The sequence below is a fragment of the Roseibium sp. FZY0029 genome (assembly GCF_036350355.1).
Taxonomy (GTDB): Bacteria; Pseudomonadota; Alphaproteobacteria; order Rhizobiales; family Stappiaceae; genus Roseibium.
Map to the genome: position 1 here is coordinate 127,443 of NZ_JAZDVZ010000005.1, position 14,919 is coordinate 142,361.

General features: G+C 57.2%; 7 protein-coding genes. 1 reads left to right on the top strand and 6 read right to left on the bottom strand.

All coding sequences use genetic code 11. The features are described 5' to 3' along the window. Positions 1-38: 38 nt before the first annotated feature. From V1T76_RS15435 to V1T76_RS15450, 4 genes are read right to left on the bottom strand one after another with little or no spacing between them, the layout of a single operon-like run. Positions 39-3,470 carry a type I restriction endonuclease subunit R gene (locus tag V1T76_RS15435; protein WP_330561568.1) on the bottom strand — a complete coding sequence of 1,144 codons (3,432 nt, stop codon included), beginning with the start codon at positions 3,468-3,470 and terminating at the stop codon, positions 39-41. Between the two features lie 25 nt (positions 3,471-3,495). Continuing rightward, positions 3,496-4,341 carry a hypothetical protein gene (locus V1T76_RS15440; RefSeq protein WP_330561569.1) on the bottom strand — a complete coding sequence of 282 codons (846 nt, stop codon included), beginning with the start codon at positions 4,339-4,341 and terminating at the stop codon, positions 3,496-3,498. Beyond that, positions 4,338-5,597: a restriction endonuclease subunit S gene (locus tag V1T76_RS15445; RefSeq protein ID WP_330561570.1), complete on the bottom strand. Its 1,260-nt coding sequence runs from the start codon at positions 5,595-5,597 to the stop codon at positions 4,338-4,340. The genes V1T76_RS15440 and V1T76_RS15445 overlap by 4 nt, the downstream gene beginning before the upstream one ends. Continuing rightward, positions 5,594-7,732 (bottom strand): class I SAM-dependent DNA methyltransferase, encoded by a 2,139-nt coding sequence (locus tag V1T76_RS15450; protein WP_330561571.1) that lies wholly within the window; start codon positions 7,730-7,732, stop codon positions 5,594-5,596. Before V1T76_RS15450 ends, V1T76_RS15445 begins: the two co-directional genes overlap by 4 nt. A 185-nt stretch (positions 7,733-7,917) precedes the next feature. Here V1T76_RS15450 and V1T76_RS15455 point away from each other — a divergent pair, with 185 nt between their 5' ends. Beyond that, positions 7,918-9,414, top strand: a complete 1,497-nt coding sequence (locus tag V1T76_RS15455; protein ID WP_330561572.1) for a DUF2779 domain-containing protein — start codon at positions 7,918-7,920, stop codon at positions 9,412-9,414. A 236-nt stretch (positions 9,415-9,650) separates the two neighbouring features. On the opposite strand, the gene V1T76_RS15460 is transcribed toward V1T76_RS15455, so the two are convergent. Then, positions 9,651-10,133, bottom strand: coding sequence for a toll/interleukin-1 receptor domain-containing protein (locus tag V1T76_RS15460; protein ID WP_330561573.1), 483 nt, complete (start codon positions 10,131-10,133; stop codon positions 9,651-9,653). 528 nt (positions 10,134-10,661) lie between these two features. After that, on the bottom strand, positions 10,662-14,345 hold the full coding sequence (locus tag V1T76_RS15465) for a vitamin B12-dependent ribonucleotide reductase (RefSeq protein ID WP_330561574.1): 3,684 nt from the start codon (positions 14,343-14,345) through the stop codon (positions 10,662-10,664). Between the last annotated feature and the right edge of the window lie 574 nt (positions 14,346-14,919).

Consider the following 14,919-nt stretch of genomic DNA (forward strand, 5'->3'; position numbering starts at 1 on the left):
AACTGGCGTCGTTGCACCCCTTAACGTCATGAACGGCTTTAAGCCGCTGTCGCAAAGCCTCCACTCACGGCCTGTTGCCAGACATGTGCATAGACGTTCTCGGCCAATGCCTCCTTGTCCTCGGTCGAGAATGGCGGCGTCGGCAGGCTCATATAGACCTTGTCGAGAATGAACGTCTTGACCTCCGCCTTGGTCTGCTCTTTTTCCCAGAAATGGTCGAGCTTCGCCAGTTGGTCCTTGATCGCTGTCAGGAGATCGCGACTGGCCTGTTTGACCTTTTCGCGGTCTGCTTTCGTCAGGTCATTCTTTTTCAGAAGGTCGAACATGGCAAGTTCGTCCTCGTTCAGTCCCTCCTCAACGGCCCGTTTCTGTTCCTCGTCAAGCTCATTCATGAGTTCCGTCAGGCGTCGAAAAGTCTCTTCCACACTGACGCGATCTTTGTCGGCGTTATAGGCCGCGACTATCTCTTCGTATTTGATCTGGTAATCCATCCGAGTGGGATTGCGGGCCAGCATCTGGGCGAGCTTCGCTTCCACGATCTCCCGGATGTCCTGGACGGCGGTTGCCTTGTGGCGGACCTTCTTGGCGAATTCGTCGCGCAGCCGCTCCATGTCTAGCTTACTGAGATCAAAAGTCAGACCCTCGGCCTGGTCTTCCCCGGGAGCCTGCGTCCGGATCGCCGCATTGACGATCCGATGCAATTCCTTCAGCAACTCGGTGACATCAGCAGTGTCCCGTCGCTCGGTGAGCTTCTTGTAGATCGCCTCAATATTGTCGTGCCGCTCGGCATAGGCGAAAGCCGACGGTTCCATCAGCAAGGCCTTGAAGCGCATAAACACCTGGCGGGCCATCACTTCAAAACGCCGCTTGGTTTCATCTGTCGTGTAGACAGCCTCCTCGGCATCTTTGATCCCTTTGATGCGGGTGAATCCCGTAGACCCAATCAAGGTTGCGGGATCAAAGCCGAGCTTTTTCAGGTGGTCTTCAGTGGCTTCCAGGGCTTCGATCAATGCCTGAACCCGCTCTTCGATCGGTGCGACGATCTCTTCCTCTCCAGATCCGTCATCGCCCAAGGCGTATTGAGCCAGGGCTTCTCGCAGGCTCTTCAGCATGCCGTTGTAGTCGACGATCAGGCCGAAATCCTTGCCCGGGTACACGCGGTTCGCACGGGCAATAGCCTGCATGAGCGTATGGGCCTTCATGGGCTTGTCGAGGTACAGCGTCGAGAGACTCTCCACGTCGAAACCTGTGAGCCACATGGCGCAGACAATCACGACGCGGAACGGATGTTTGGGATTCTTGAAGGCGCTCTCGACGTCGACACGGTCTCCGCCTTCCGTTTCGAACCCCTGCTTCATCAAGGCCCGATGAGGGATGATGTCGAAGCCCCATTTCTGGAAGTCTTTCACTTCATTCTGGGCTTCACTGATGATGATCTGGATGATCGTCTCGTCCATCCAGTCAGCCTGCCGCTTCAGCTTCGCCGCCTCATCGTTTAGCTGAGCCTGAATCTGTGGAACCGTTGCGGCATTGGCCTCGGCGCCTTTTGCCTTTTCAGCCTCGCGAATCTCGGCGGTCTTGGCCTTCCACCGTGGCTTGATCCGCTTATACATGCGAGCGCAGGTGATCTTGTCGATGCAGACGAAAAGGGCCTTGCCCGACTCCCATCGTGTGGCGCAATGCTCGACGAAATCGGCAGCGATCTTGTCCAGACGTTCATCGGCGGTGATGATCTCGTAGTCCTTACCCAAGAGCTTGTCGAGCAGTGCTGCCTGATCCGGGTCAAGCTCCGCTTCTTCGATCTTCGCCGCGATCTGATCGTTCAGATCTGTCCGGGCGACACCGAGTTTCTCCCCCCGGTTTTCGTAGACCAGCTTAACCGTCGCGCCGTCCTCCTCGGAGCGCTTGAAGTTGTAGCGTGACACATAGTTCCCGAAAATCCGTTTGGTGATCTCGTCCTGCTTGAACAACGGCGTTCCGGTGAAACCGATGAAGGCGGCATTCGGTAGAGCCAAACGCATGTTCCGGGCGAGCCGTCCGGCTTGGGTCCGGTGGGCTTCGTCGGACACCACGATGATATCGTCGCGTTCGCTGTAGGGCTCCTTCGGATTGACGTCCTTGTTGAATTTGTGGATCAGGCTGAAGACGTATTGATGGTTTTCCTTCAGCACCTTTTCCAGCGCATTTCCGGAGGAGGCGCGAGGCGTATCTTCTCCGGCAATGCCGCAGCCGACAAAGGTTTTGTAAATCTGACTGTCGAGATCCTGCCGATCCGTCATCAGGAGGAAGGTGAAATTCCCGGGAACCTTCCGGCGTACCTTCTCCGTAAAGAAGGCCATGGAATAGGACTTGCCGCTGCCCTGTGTGTGCCAGAACACTCCGAGCCGTCCAAGGTCGGGATGGGCGCGTTCGATGATTTCGACTGGGCCGTCGGGAACGAAGGACGGGAGAGCCGCCTTTGCTTCGACCAACTTTGCATCATCGGCTTTGGCCTTGCGCTTGGCTGGAGCCTTACGTTCCAGGGGCAGTTCAACCACCCGGTGCGTAAGCCTCTGGCCAGCTGGCAAGTCCGCCTTGATTTCTTCCTGGTGCACCACGGAAGCGACTGCACGGTTTACGCCGAGCACCTGGTGGTTTCGAGCTACGACCTTTCGGGTTGTACCCGCTTTGCTTTCGTCAAAGAGAATGAAGTTTTCCAGGAGGTCGAGGAGACGGTCATGAGCCAACATGCCGTTGAGGAGCCTCTCGGCGTCCACGCTTCCCTTGTCATCCTCGTCGAGGCGCTTCCACTCGTTGAAGTGCTCCCAGGTACTGGTGATGGAACCATAGCGGGCGCGATCTCCGTTCGACACGATCAGGAATGCGTTGTGATGGAAGGCTTGGGCGATGACGTTCTCGTCCATATAGTCGGAGAGGTTGCCGTCAAAGCCTGTGCGGATGTTCTTGTAGACCGCCTTCAACTCGATGAAGACGACAGGCAGGCCATTGACGTAGCAGACGAGATCCGCCCTGCGATTGTAATTGGGGGTCCGGATCCCGGTCAGCCTCAGTTCGCGGACGGCGAGGAAACGGTTCGAACCGGGCGCATTGTCGAAGTCGATGACCCGGGCGCGGGCGGATTTCTGTCGGCCGTTTTTGTCCTTGTAGGTGACAGGGACGCCGCCGCGGATAAGGCGGTAGAAGTCGCGATTGTGCTGAACTAGGGAACGGCTGACGTCATAGACGGTCAGCTCCCGCATGGCATGATCAATGGCTTTGTCCGGGAGGTCCGGATTGAGGCGTTGGAGCGCCTCGCGCAGGTCGCGTGATAAAACCGCTTCTTTGGTGTCTTTTCGCCCGAGGGTGCCGCTGTCGCCGAAGGTCTCCTGGTTGAAAGCGTAGACGCTTTCCCAGCCGAGCTTCTGTTCAAGGTGGTCTGCGAAAGTTTTCTGAACCAGACGGTCTTCACTGTTGATGCCTGTGACGGCCATGCAATCCCTCTTCGACGAAATCAGCTCAATCTAAATCGCCTTTTGGTTGAGAAAGGTATTCACCCACACCGTCAAGCACTTGGTCAATCATTTTCAGGCAATGAGCGATGAATTCATCGGTCATGTATAACACCCACGGCTCATGGTTGCTCTTGGCACATGAGAACCAGGTTTCCGGCCAGCCATCATTCTTGATGCGATTGGCAAATTTCTGGCGTGTTTCTGTCGGCCATTCGAAGCCGTTGTGAAACATGTTGTTGCGGTAGGCGAATAGAGCCTGGAAGGTCTTTTGGTAATTGTCGGGAAGGAAGGGGTGCAGACCAATCGACTTAGCGAGCTGTTTGATGCCCGCAACGATGTCGTCCCTCGGGCCATCCTTGCCAAAGTAAATCTGAGGGTTCCAGTATTGGTTTTGGGTTGCAGTCGCCCGTGGGTCGTCGGTAGCGGCCTCCTGGAGCTGCTCGCCTAGACCGCGAAAAACTGACACAAACAGCGACTCAATGAGGGGGGCCAGCATACCAACGGCTGACATGCTATGTGCGGCATCTTGAAATACCGACCCGTGCATTGCGTCGACCCACTGGTCTTCCAGGTGTTGCTGGTATTGGTCACTATTTCCGCCGTAGGCGCGGACGTCGGCATCAAGCGCCTTTATTTCCTTCGAGACGAGCTTCTCCGTTTCGGTATTGCGCCTCAGCGTGCCTTTGATGGCGATCAGTTGAGCTTCCAGATCGGTTTCGTCAATCAGGAATAGAGCACGATCTCGGTTGCTGATCTCCGGCAAACCAAAATCCGCGGATTTTAAACTTGCGGCCTCCTGTTCCAGTTCGGAACGCAGGTATTCGGGAATGTCTTCATCGTTTGCAATCACACGGCGATCTCCCCACTCATGAGGCGCGGCAGGAGGAGATCTCGGGCCTGGGCGAGCTTCTGGTTCTGTTCGACCAGCGTTTCCATGAGTTCGAACTGGGGCTCGACCGCTTCCACATAGAGCTTCTGCAATCGTATCGGCGCGCACGGGATCGGAACTTTTTTCAGGGCGCCAGCGCTCAGGTTCGGCATCGTCGATCCCTTTGCCTGGTTGGCGATGAACCCGGCGACTTGGGGTGTGCCGAGCGTATCGAAAAGGTAGCGCGGATCGATCAGAGAGGATATCGGACGTATGCGGAGACAACCAGTCCCGCAGAAAAAACCGTCCTGGCGTCGGCCGATGAAGGCCCTCCTGCCAATGTCACCGCGGCGACCATAGACCGTATCGCCAACTTCCATTCGGTGCCTGCCAAGCTTGTCCGCGAGTTCTTCAGGAATACGTGCGATGCCGTCGTTTTCGATACGAAAGCCCTTTAAGTCTCTGGGCATGACCACCGGGACACCAGTTTCGGTGTAGTCCGACTGGTGAAGCTGACTGCCGAAAGGTCCGGTCTGGATCCCGTCTTTAGGATTACAGAGGTCGGAAAGGTGATGAATGTCCCATCCTTCCGGTAGGCCATCGGTGATTGGGACGTGTTCATGGCCGGGGAAGCGGAAGTGGACGAACCACTCGCGATAAAGCAGACGCGCCGCTTCCTCCAACAGCGCAATCCGTCGTCGGTTGTTTTCGATCAGGTCGTCGTAGGCAGAGAGGATGTCGGCGATCTCGGACTGCACTTGCACAGGAGGAAGTGGGGCCAAGAAGCGCTCGATCATGTCTTTGGTAATCGCTTTTCGCGTTCCCCCAGCGCCAGAGAGTGAAAGCATAGTCTTTTGCATGAACGGCGAGACCATGAAATAGGAGAGAAATCGACTATTAATTCTACTTGGTTCTGGTCGAATAATGGCGACGTGCTGGTTGACTCTCGCTGGAAGAATATCGTTCGGAACCAGACAGCTGCGAGCAACCGAGTCTCCCGTTATATTCAGGAGAATGTCGCCAGGTTCGACGGTGACATTACGCAGTTTGTCTGCCGCTTTCTCATCAATCCTGGCTAAGCCTTCATAGGCAAAATGCCCGTTATAGACGTTCTGGCTTCGGATGAACGCGACGCCTTCTTCACGATAGACAGTTGCTCCTCCTCGCGGCGTTGCTCCACTCCCGATCTTTGCGCATAGATTGCCGATAGGGTGCCATCCCCAAGCAGAGTTTCTCAAATCCCAGACTCCTCAAAGTTCCGGGCAATCCGTGCAGCCAGTTCCTCGGCCTCTTCGTTCAGGCTTGTCAGGTCGATATGGATTGAGCGCAGCGCCTCCTCGAAGTCGAAGCCCTCATCCTCTTCATCCGGGGCCACGCCGACATAGCGTCCGGGTGTCAGGCTCCAGTCATGGTCTTCGATATCCTTGCGATTGACCAGCTTCACCAACCCCTCGACATCGCACAGCACCGCGTCGGGGAAACGTTCCTGGAGCCAGTCGGCCTGCTTGACAAAATACCGCGCCTGACGCAGCGCCTCGACCACGTCGCCTCTTGCACCGTAATCGTTGTCCTTGTTCGTGCCGACGAGCGCGCGCTTGGCCTTGTTGATTTCGGCGTTGTTCCAGAGGTCGGAATCCCGCGCTTCCAGTTCCTTCACCGCCACATCGGCCACGCGGACCGAAAGCTTCGCCGCCAGGTCGATCTGTTTGGTTAGGTCCCGGCAGCGCTCGGCCATTGCATGGAGACCCTCCCGTGCCGTGTTGAGTGCCGCATTGTCCCGAGGCTTTCCGTTTGAGCCGCCTTCCCAGTCCTTCGCCCGCGCGGCGACCTCGGCGGTAAAGACCGCGGTATCGTCCTTCAGGGTTTTCTGGACGGCTACCAATTCGGTCCATGTTTCGGCCAGTGGATCCGGATCTCGGGTTTCCATCGCAAACGGCGCCATCAGATCGATCAGTTTGGCCAATCCGGTCTCGAACGCAGTGAAGTGCTCCTTGGTTGCCTGACCTTTCACAATCGCCTCGGCAAGGTAGGATTCCACCAGCTCCAGGAAACGATCGGTCTGACCGCGATACAGCCACACAATCGCGGCGATGTTTTTTTGCTGTTCAGGGCTAAAGTCATAAATGGCGCGGGATACTTTCCGGTATATGTTCCGCGCATCAAGCATCAAAACCTGATCCTTACGTGCCGCATCTTCCTCCTTGGTTCTATCAAAGAACCAGAGCTGGCAGGGAACCGTCCGCGTGTAGAAAAAGTTGCCTCGGATATCGATCATGATGTCGACGGCGCCCGTCTCTACGAGCCTCTGCCGGACCTTTGCCTCATCCCGGCCTGCACTGGAGGCCTGGGACGACATGACGACGCCAGCGCGCCCGGTGTCCTTCAAATAGCTGTAGAAGTAGGACATCCAAAGGTAGTTGGCGTTGGAGACCTTCTTCGCCTTGTTCACTCCCGGGAGGCCGAACGGGAGGCGCGGGTCGTTCTTCACCTTCTCCGCGTCGACCTCGTCCACATTGAACGGCGGATTGGCCATGACGAAGTCGCACTTGCCGACGAGCTCGTGCGGATCCTTGTAGTAGGTGATGGCTTCGTTTCCAGCCTGAATGGAGCCCTGAAGGCCATGTACGGCAAGGTTTATCTGCGCCAGCTTAGCGGTCGTTTCGTTCTTTTCGTGGCCGTAGAAGGTGACACGCTTCATCGTGTCCTCGCCTTCATGCTCGATGAAGTGACTCGACTGCACGAACATCCCGCCTGATCCGCAAGCCGGATCGAAGACGATGCCGTGGTCAGGTTCGATAACGTTGACGATCGTCTGAACGATTGAGGGTGGCGTGAAGAACTCACCGTTGTCGTGAGCGCCTTGCTTGGAAAATTCGGCCAGGAAGTACTCGTAGATGCGGCCGAAGACGTCGCCCGACGCCTTGCGCAAAGCCTCGGTGTCGAACTTGCGCATCATGCTTTCCAGCAGCTCGTCATCGAACCGCTCGTAGTCCTTGGGAAGCTGTCCAGCCAGCGGTGGGAAGTGCTCCTCGACGGCTTCCATGGCGGCGGTCAACGCTTCGCCGAGGCTGCCATCTTTCGGCTGGTCAAGGATCACATCGTAGCGGGCCGTTTCCGGCAACATCATCGCCCTGCGGCGGGTGAAGTCCTCATCCCGGAGGGGGCGGTCTGGCATATTTCCCGCAGCTTTGTCCGCTTCGACGGCGGAGAGTGCTTCATAGTAGCGGTTGGTGGCCTGGCGGAGGAACAGGAGCCCCATGATGGGCATGAAATATTCGTTCGAAGCGAGGCCGGAATTTGCTCGCAAATTGTCGGCTATCGTCCAGAGTTCGGCGTCGAATTGCTCGATGTCGGTCAGGTGATCAGCAATCATTATGTCGTTGTCTTCCCAAAGGTATTTTCCAGGCGAAGTCTGCGATTGGTATCTTGTTCTTATTGCAAACTTTGGTTGCGTTGGCAAAGCGGGTAATCTGTTCGCCAAATTGTTTCAGATTGCCCTGGAGGAGGCTGAACAGGTTCAGGTTCGACAGGGGGGTGTAGGTTCTCTGTTGTGATGGGATGGCGCCGTGGTTCGGCCAATCCTCCATGGTTGTTTATAGCCTTTGTACCTGGAGTCTTGAGGGCAGTGACATGTTATCGAAAACTGATTTTATCCAGTATCTGAATTGCCCCAAGTCGCTCTGGCTGAAACAGCACAAGCCGGACGTCTACCCAGAGGGAGAGTTCTCCGATTTCGCCCAGAAACTAGCGGCAGAAGGCTATCAGGTCGAAGGATATGTACGCCAGTTGGTCAAGGAGTGGCCGGATGCCGCTTCCTGTTCGTTCCAGGATGTATTCGAGACGAATGAGGGGCTCCATGCCCGTGCCGATATGCTCCGGGAAAACGAGGACGGAACGATCGACATATTCGAGATCAAGTCCTCGACCAGTGTGAAGGACGGGAAACCGCACAACCAGCTGAAGGATGCGGCGTTTCAGACGATCGCAGCCACAAGGGCAGGGCGCGACGTCCGGAACATATTCATCGTTCACTTGAATAAGGACTACGTCCGTGATGGCGAGATCGATCCGGGGGGCCTTCTTACCTTCGCTGACGAAACCATTCGGGTGAAAGGCCTGCTGGACGAAACAGAACGAGAAATTGCCGAGGCGCTGTCACTCCTTGGTGAGGCGGCGATTGACGAGAGTTCGTGTACATGTCTGAACCTCAGTCGATTGCATCATTGCGACAGCTTCGACTACTTCAACCCGGGCATTCCAGAATACTCGATTTATTCTCTGCCGCGGTTGTTTGGCAGGAAGCTGGAGAACTTCGTCGCAGAAGGACGGTTTGGACTGGATCAGATCGAACTCGATGAGGTTTCACGCCTCCAGCAGCCGATTGTCCGGGCGCACAACATCGAGAACCCTTATGTCGATCTAGCGGACATCGAGAATTTCATCGGCGCCTTGGCGTATCCGCTCTATTTTCTGGATTATGAAACGTACCTTTCCGCAATCCCGGTCGTTGATGGGACAGGGCCGCAACAGCAGTTGCCGTTTCAGTTTTCCCTCCATGTCCTCCATGAAGATGGACGGGTCGATCATGTCGAATATCTAGCGGATCGGCCGGAACTCCCCCGTCCATTGGTGGAAGCCCTGGAAGGCGCCGTCGGTGCGAACGGATCCGTCGTCACCTGGAACAAGACTTTCGAAAACGCTCGAAACAACGAGATGGGTCAGGCGTTCCCGGACAAACGGGACTTTCTCCTTGGCCTGGTCGATCGAACAGTCGATCTAATGGATGTCTTCAAGACGGGCTATGTCGATATCCGTTTCAACGGTTCGACTTCCATCAAGAAGGTTCTTCCTGTTGTCGTGCCTGAACTCAGCTACGAGGGAATGGAGATCGGCGACGGGACAGCCGCAATGGATGGCTGGAACAAGATGATCAACGAAACCGATCCACAGAAGCAGGCGCGACTACGACAGGCCCTCCTAGAGTACTGCAAGCTCGATACGCTCGCGATGGTCAGGATCTTTCAGTTTGTTGAGGGGCTGGTGAGGGGAGGTTGAAGGGTTAGGGAACTTGATCCAATGTTGAACGAGAAAACCTGCCCGATCGTCACCGAGGAGCGGGTCTCAGGTCAGCTGTTTGAGCCGCCTATTGGTCCGAATTGGCCCTGCTATGTGACAAGGGACAACAGGAACTTTCAAGTTTGTCGAAGTGACAGAGTAAGCTAGCGGATCACAGGCGATCAACGTGGCTCGCAGAACTGCCGCACTTGGTTTTCCAGTTCGACACGACGGGGCTAAGCCGCGACCAGTTCGGCGATTTTGGTTGCAACTTCTGCCATAGAATCTTCGGCAGTGTTCAGCCCAGCTCGAGAGGCTAACAGCAGGCTGACTTTCTCAAGCTCCTCGTAGGTTGTTCCATGAACGACCGGGACGAGTCGCTCACGCCGGAGTAGGGCAGAAAGTTCCTTGTCGGCGATACCTTCCGCCGGGAGGCGTTTCAACATTGCCGGGGTCACCAAAACGATCCCGACGCGTGAATTCACCAGGCCCTTGTCGATCGCCCTCATCATAGGCACCCCTAGGCCAAGGTCCTTTTCGCTGAACCACACGCGGACATCGCGAGCTTCGAGCAGATCATGGAGCTCTTTGGCGGAGCCCTGCCTATCATCCCACGCGTGACATAAGAACACGTCTCGAAGGTCAGGTTGCGAGACCGCAAGGTTCTCTACGTTTTCTCGAACCGGTGTGAGTGCCTGCACCTGTTCGGGAGTGTACAAAGCAGCCGAACCTGCTTTCGACCAGCGCGGCTTTGCCGTTCGACTTCCCGATCCGCCACTGCTCCGACCGCTGCTGCGTGCTGGGACGGAGTAGGAAGGAGCAGAGTATGAGCCGAAGCTGCTGCTGTACCCGCCATAGCCACTGTATCGGCTATAGCGTCCTCCGCATGCAGGACAATCGGCTGCGGCGGCCGATGAGCGATGGCCCCTTACTGGTGCAGTGCATCTAGCCATGCCGTTACAATTCCTTCTCACACAGGCAGCTCTCTGAACCAATGCAGTAGAGGTCGTTTGAGTCGCCAATTGTCCTAGTCAGCCTTACCTATGCGACAAGGGACGCTTAGGAGGATGTTTCTTGCTTTGTTCTCATTTGCACATTCCGGACACCTTTCGGTGCCCGGAAATTTCTGCCTTCGTTTTTCACCCATCTCACATTCCGAGCCAACCCAAGGAATTTCCTCGGGTTGGTACAAAACATTGGGTGTTATGAACAAAACTTTGGTCCTTTCACCATTTGTAAGGGTCGCTCTAGCTGCAGCCGCTGGTGGAGCCGCAGGTGTCGCATTTCAGGCAGGTGCCGTTGCGCACCATGGTGAAGTTTCCGCATTCCGAGCAGCTCTCGCCTTCGTAACCCTTCATCCGGGCCTGAGCGATTTGCTGAGCTGCGGTTTTCACCTGCGGGGCAGGGGCCGAGGTCACTTCGACTGCGGCGGCTGCTTCCGAGCCGCGGGCGAAGGCCGTTGCGACGGCGGAGGTCTGTGCGGCGATCGTTGCGCCCAATTCCACTTTCACCGCTTCTGTGATTTCACCTGCCGGTTCGTTGCCGGAGACGAGACGGAAGCGCTCGGTCTGGCCGCGGACGAGGCCGTGGGAAACCACACCGCCGGAGTTGCCCTTGTCCATGGTCTTGACCGCGCCTGCGCTGACTGGGCCGCTGAAGGCTTCCGGCGGAACGTGGGCAAGGTCATGACGACCGAGATAGGAGACCGCCAGTTCGCGGAACACGTAGTCGAGGATCGACGTCGCGTTCTTGATCGCGTCGTTGCCCTGGACCATGCCGGCCGGTTCGAACTTGGTGAAGGTGAACGCGTCGACATATTCCTCGAGCGGCACACCGTACTGCAGGCCAAGCGAAACCGAGATCGCGAAGTTGTTGATGAATGCCCGGAGCGCAGACCCTTCCTTGTTCATGTCGAGGAAGATTTCGCCGAGACGGCCATCATCATATTCGCCGGTGCGCAGGAAGATGGTGTGACCACCGATCTTTGCCTTCTGGGTGTAGCCCTTGCGGCGGGTCGGCAGTTTTTCCTGTTCGCGAACAACGCGTTCGACGATCCGCTCGACAATGCGTTCGGCAACGACTTCAGCCTTGGCAGCCAGCGGCTTGGCAGCCAGCGCCTCGATGGCGTCATCCTCGTCTTCGTCCTCATCGGCCAGAAGCTGGGAGTTGAGCGGCTGGGACAGTTTGGAGCCATCGCGGTAAAGGGCGTTCGCCTTGAGGGCGAGCTTCCAGGACAGCATGTAGGCTTCCTTGCAGTCCTCGACCGTCGCATCGTTCGGCATGTTGATCGTCTTGGAGATCGCGCCGGAGATGAACGGCTGGGCAGCAGCCATCATGCGAATGTGGCTTTCCACCGACAGGAAGCGCTTGCCGATACGGCCGCACGGGTTGGCGCAATCGAAGACCGGATAATGCTCTTCCTTCAGGAAAGGCGCACCTTCCAGCGTCATTGCACCGCAGACATGGGTGTTGGCGGCTTCAATGTCGGCCTTTGAATAGCCGAGGAAGGTCAGGAGGTCGAATTCCGGATCTTCCAGCTGCTCGTCGGAAACACCGAGCGCCTTCATCTGCTCGTCACCTAGGGTCCAGCGGTTGAAGACGAACTTGATGTCGAAGGCCGACTTCATGCCGTCCTTCAGCTTGGTCAGGCTTTCGTCGGTGAAACCCTTGGTCTTCAGCGCGGACGGGTTGACGCCAGGTGCCTGGTCGATGGAGCCATGGCCAACGGCATAGGCTTCGATCTCGCCAATCTCGCTTTCCGAATAGCCGAGCTTGCGCAGGGCTTCGGGAACAGCGCGGTTGATGATCTTGAAGTAGCCGCCACCGGCCAGCTTCTTGAACTTCACCAGCGCGAAGTCTGGCTCGATACCGGTGGTGTCGCAGTCCATGACCAGACCGATGGTGCCGGTCGGGGCAATCACGGTGGACTGAGCGTTGCGGTAGCCGTTCTTTTCGCCGAGTTCGAGAGCGCGGTCCCAGGCTTTCTGGGCGCGTTCGATCAAGACCTTGTCCGGGCAGGACGCATGGTCGAGCGCGACCGGTGCCGTGTTCAGGCCTTCGTAGCCCTCGTCTTCGCCATAGGCTGCCCGGCGGTGGTTGCGCATGACGCGCAGCATGTGGTTCGCGTTTTTCTTATAGCCCGGGAAGGCGCCAAGTTCGCCGGCCATTTCCGCCGAAGTGGCGTAGGCAACACCGGTCATGACGGCGGTGAGCGCACCGCAAAGCGCGCGGCCTTCATCGCTGTCATAGGGAATGCCGGAGGTCATCAGCAGGCCGCCGATGTTGGCATAGCCGAGACCAAGGGTGCGGAACTTGTAGGACAGTTCAGCAATTTCCTTGGACGGGAACTGGGCCATCAGCACCGAGATTTCCAGAACGATGGTCCACAGGCGGACGGCATGCTCGTAGTTGTCGATGTCGAAGGAACGGTCTTCCCGCCGGAACTGCATCAGGTTCAGGGATGCCAGGTTACAGGCCGTATCGTCCAGGAACATGTATTCCGAGCAAGGGTTGGATGCGCGGATCTCGCCATCAGCCAGGCAGGTGTGCCAGTCGTTGATGGTGGTGTGGTACTGGAGGCCCGGATCTGCGGAGGCCCAGGCGGCGTAGCCGATCTGTTCCCACAGTTCCTTGGCCTTGACGGTCTTCAGAACGTCGCCGGTCCGGCGGGCGGTCAGGTCCCAGGTGCTGTCCTCGACAACGGCGTTCAGGAAGCCGTCGGTCACACGCACCGAGTTGTTGGAGTTCTGGCCGGCAACTGTCAGATAGGCCTCGGAATCCCAGTCCGTGTTGAAGGTCGGGAATTCGATCTTGCTGAAACCCTGGCGGGCGAACTGGATGACGCGCTGGATGTAGTTTTCCGGCACCATCATCTTCTTGGCCGCACGGATTTCGCGCTTCAGGGCCGGGTTCTTGGCCGGGTCGAAGCAGTCGCCGTTGTCCGCTTCGCAGTTGACACAGGCGCGCATGATCGCGGAAAGGTGTTTCTGACAGATCTTGGAGCCGGTGACGAGGGCTGCCACCTTCTGCTCTTCCTTGACCTTCCAGTTGATGTATTCCTCGATATCCGGGTGGTCGACATCGACCACGACCATCTTGGCTGCACGACGCGTGGTGCCGCCGGATTTGATCGCGCCGGCTGCCCGGTCGCCGATCTTCAGGAAGCTCATCAGGCCGGAGGATTTGCCGCCACCGGACAGGCGCTCGCCTTCGGCACGAACATGGGAGAAGTTCGAGCCGGTGCCGGAGCCGTATTTGAACAGGCGTGCTTCGCGAACCCAAAGGTCCATGATGCCGCCTTCGTTCACCAGGTCGTCGCCGACGGACTGGATGAAGCAGGCATGCGGCTGCGGATGTTCATAGGCGCTCTTGGATTTGACGAGCTTGCCGGTCTGGAAGTCGACATAGAAGTGACCCTGGCCCGGGCCGTCGATGCCATAGGCCCAATGCAGGCCGGTGTTGAACCACTGCGGGGAGTTCGGTGCCACCTTCTGGGTCGCCAGCATGTAACGCAGTTCGTCGTAGAAAGCCTGGGCGTCGGATTCCTTGTCGAAATAGCCGCCTTTCCAGCCCCAGTAGGTCCAGGTGCCGGCGAGACGGTCGAAGACCTGGCGGCCGTCGATTTCAGAACCGTAACGCTCGTCTTCGGGCAGGTCTGCCAGTGCGGCCTCGTCGGCCTCATGGCGCCACAGCCAGGACGGGACGGTGTTTTCTTCAACAGCCTTCAGCTTGGCCGGAACGCCGGCCTTGCGGAAATACTTCTGAGCCAGAATGTCGGACGCGACCTGCGAAAACTGGGCCGGGACCTGAATGTTTTCAAGACGGAACACAATGGATCCATCCGGATTCCGGATTTCGCTGGTAGCGTTCCGGAATTCAACGCTGGCGTAAGGCGATTGACCTTCCTTGGTGTAGCGCCGCTCGATCCGCATCTTCTCAAGTCCCCTTTTAGATTACCGCCGGTTCCCCCGAACCGGGCTTGACCGCATCGCATCCGACGTGGCGTGGCCGCCTGCCTCTAAGTTCGGATGCCGCCCTGCAAGTTACAGGCTTCGAGCCTGTATGTAGCGTATCTTGTGTTTCTATCCACTATATATAGTAGTCATCAACAGGTTTGTCACGACATGCGCCCGGAACTCGGCACAACAAAACCCGTCTCCCGGCTTTGGGGTCAAAGACCTGGAGCGGTACGCTTGATACTGGTGGTTTTGGATGACCGGAGTGCCCGGTTGGGCTCCCGACTACTCACATCGCAATGATGAGAAACTAATGTAAACGAATTCTTAAGGTCAAGGTCGGAGTGACAACAGGTAGTGCCTGGATTGTGGGCAAACGCAAAATCTTGTGTGGCCGTGTGGATAATGGGGACCGGAGCGGGGACAGTGTTTTAGCAAGGAATTTAGCGCTTGCTTTCCCGGCGAAGGAGTGCCCGCGCAGCAGGCATAAGTCCCTGTGGATGACGATAGACCGGATTTAATGACAATTTGAAGAAAATGGCACTGACCG

Bases quoted from the DNA above. Each gene is read 5' to 3' on its own strand.
- V1T76_RS15435 (WP_330561568.1), bottom strand. From the start codon at position 3,470: ATGGCCGTCACAGGCATCAACAGTGAAGACCGTCTGGTTCAGAAAACT.
- V1T76_RS15450 (WP_330561571.1), bottom strand. From the start codon at position 7,732: ATGATTGCTGATCACCTGACCGACATCGAGCAATTCGACGCCGAACTC.
- V1T76_RS15455 (WP_330561572.1), top strand. From the start codon at position 7,918: ATGGCGCCGTGGTTCGGCCAATCCTCCATGGTTGTTTATAGCCTTTGT.
- V1T76_RS15465 (WP_330561574.1), bottom strand. From the start codon at position 14,345: ATGCGGATCGAGCGGCGCTACACCAAGGAAGGTCAATCGCCTTACGCC.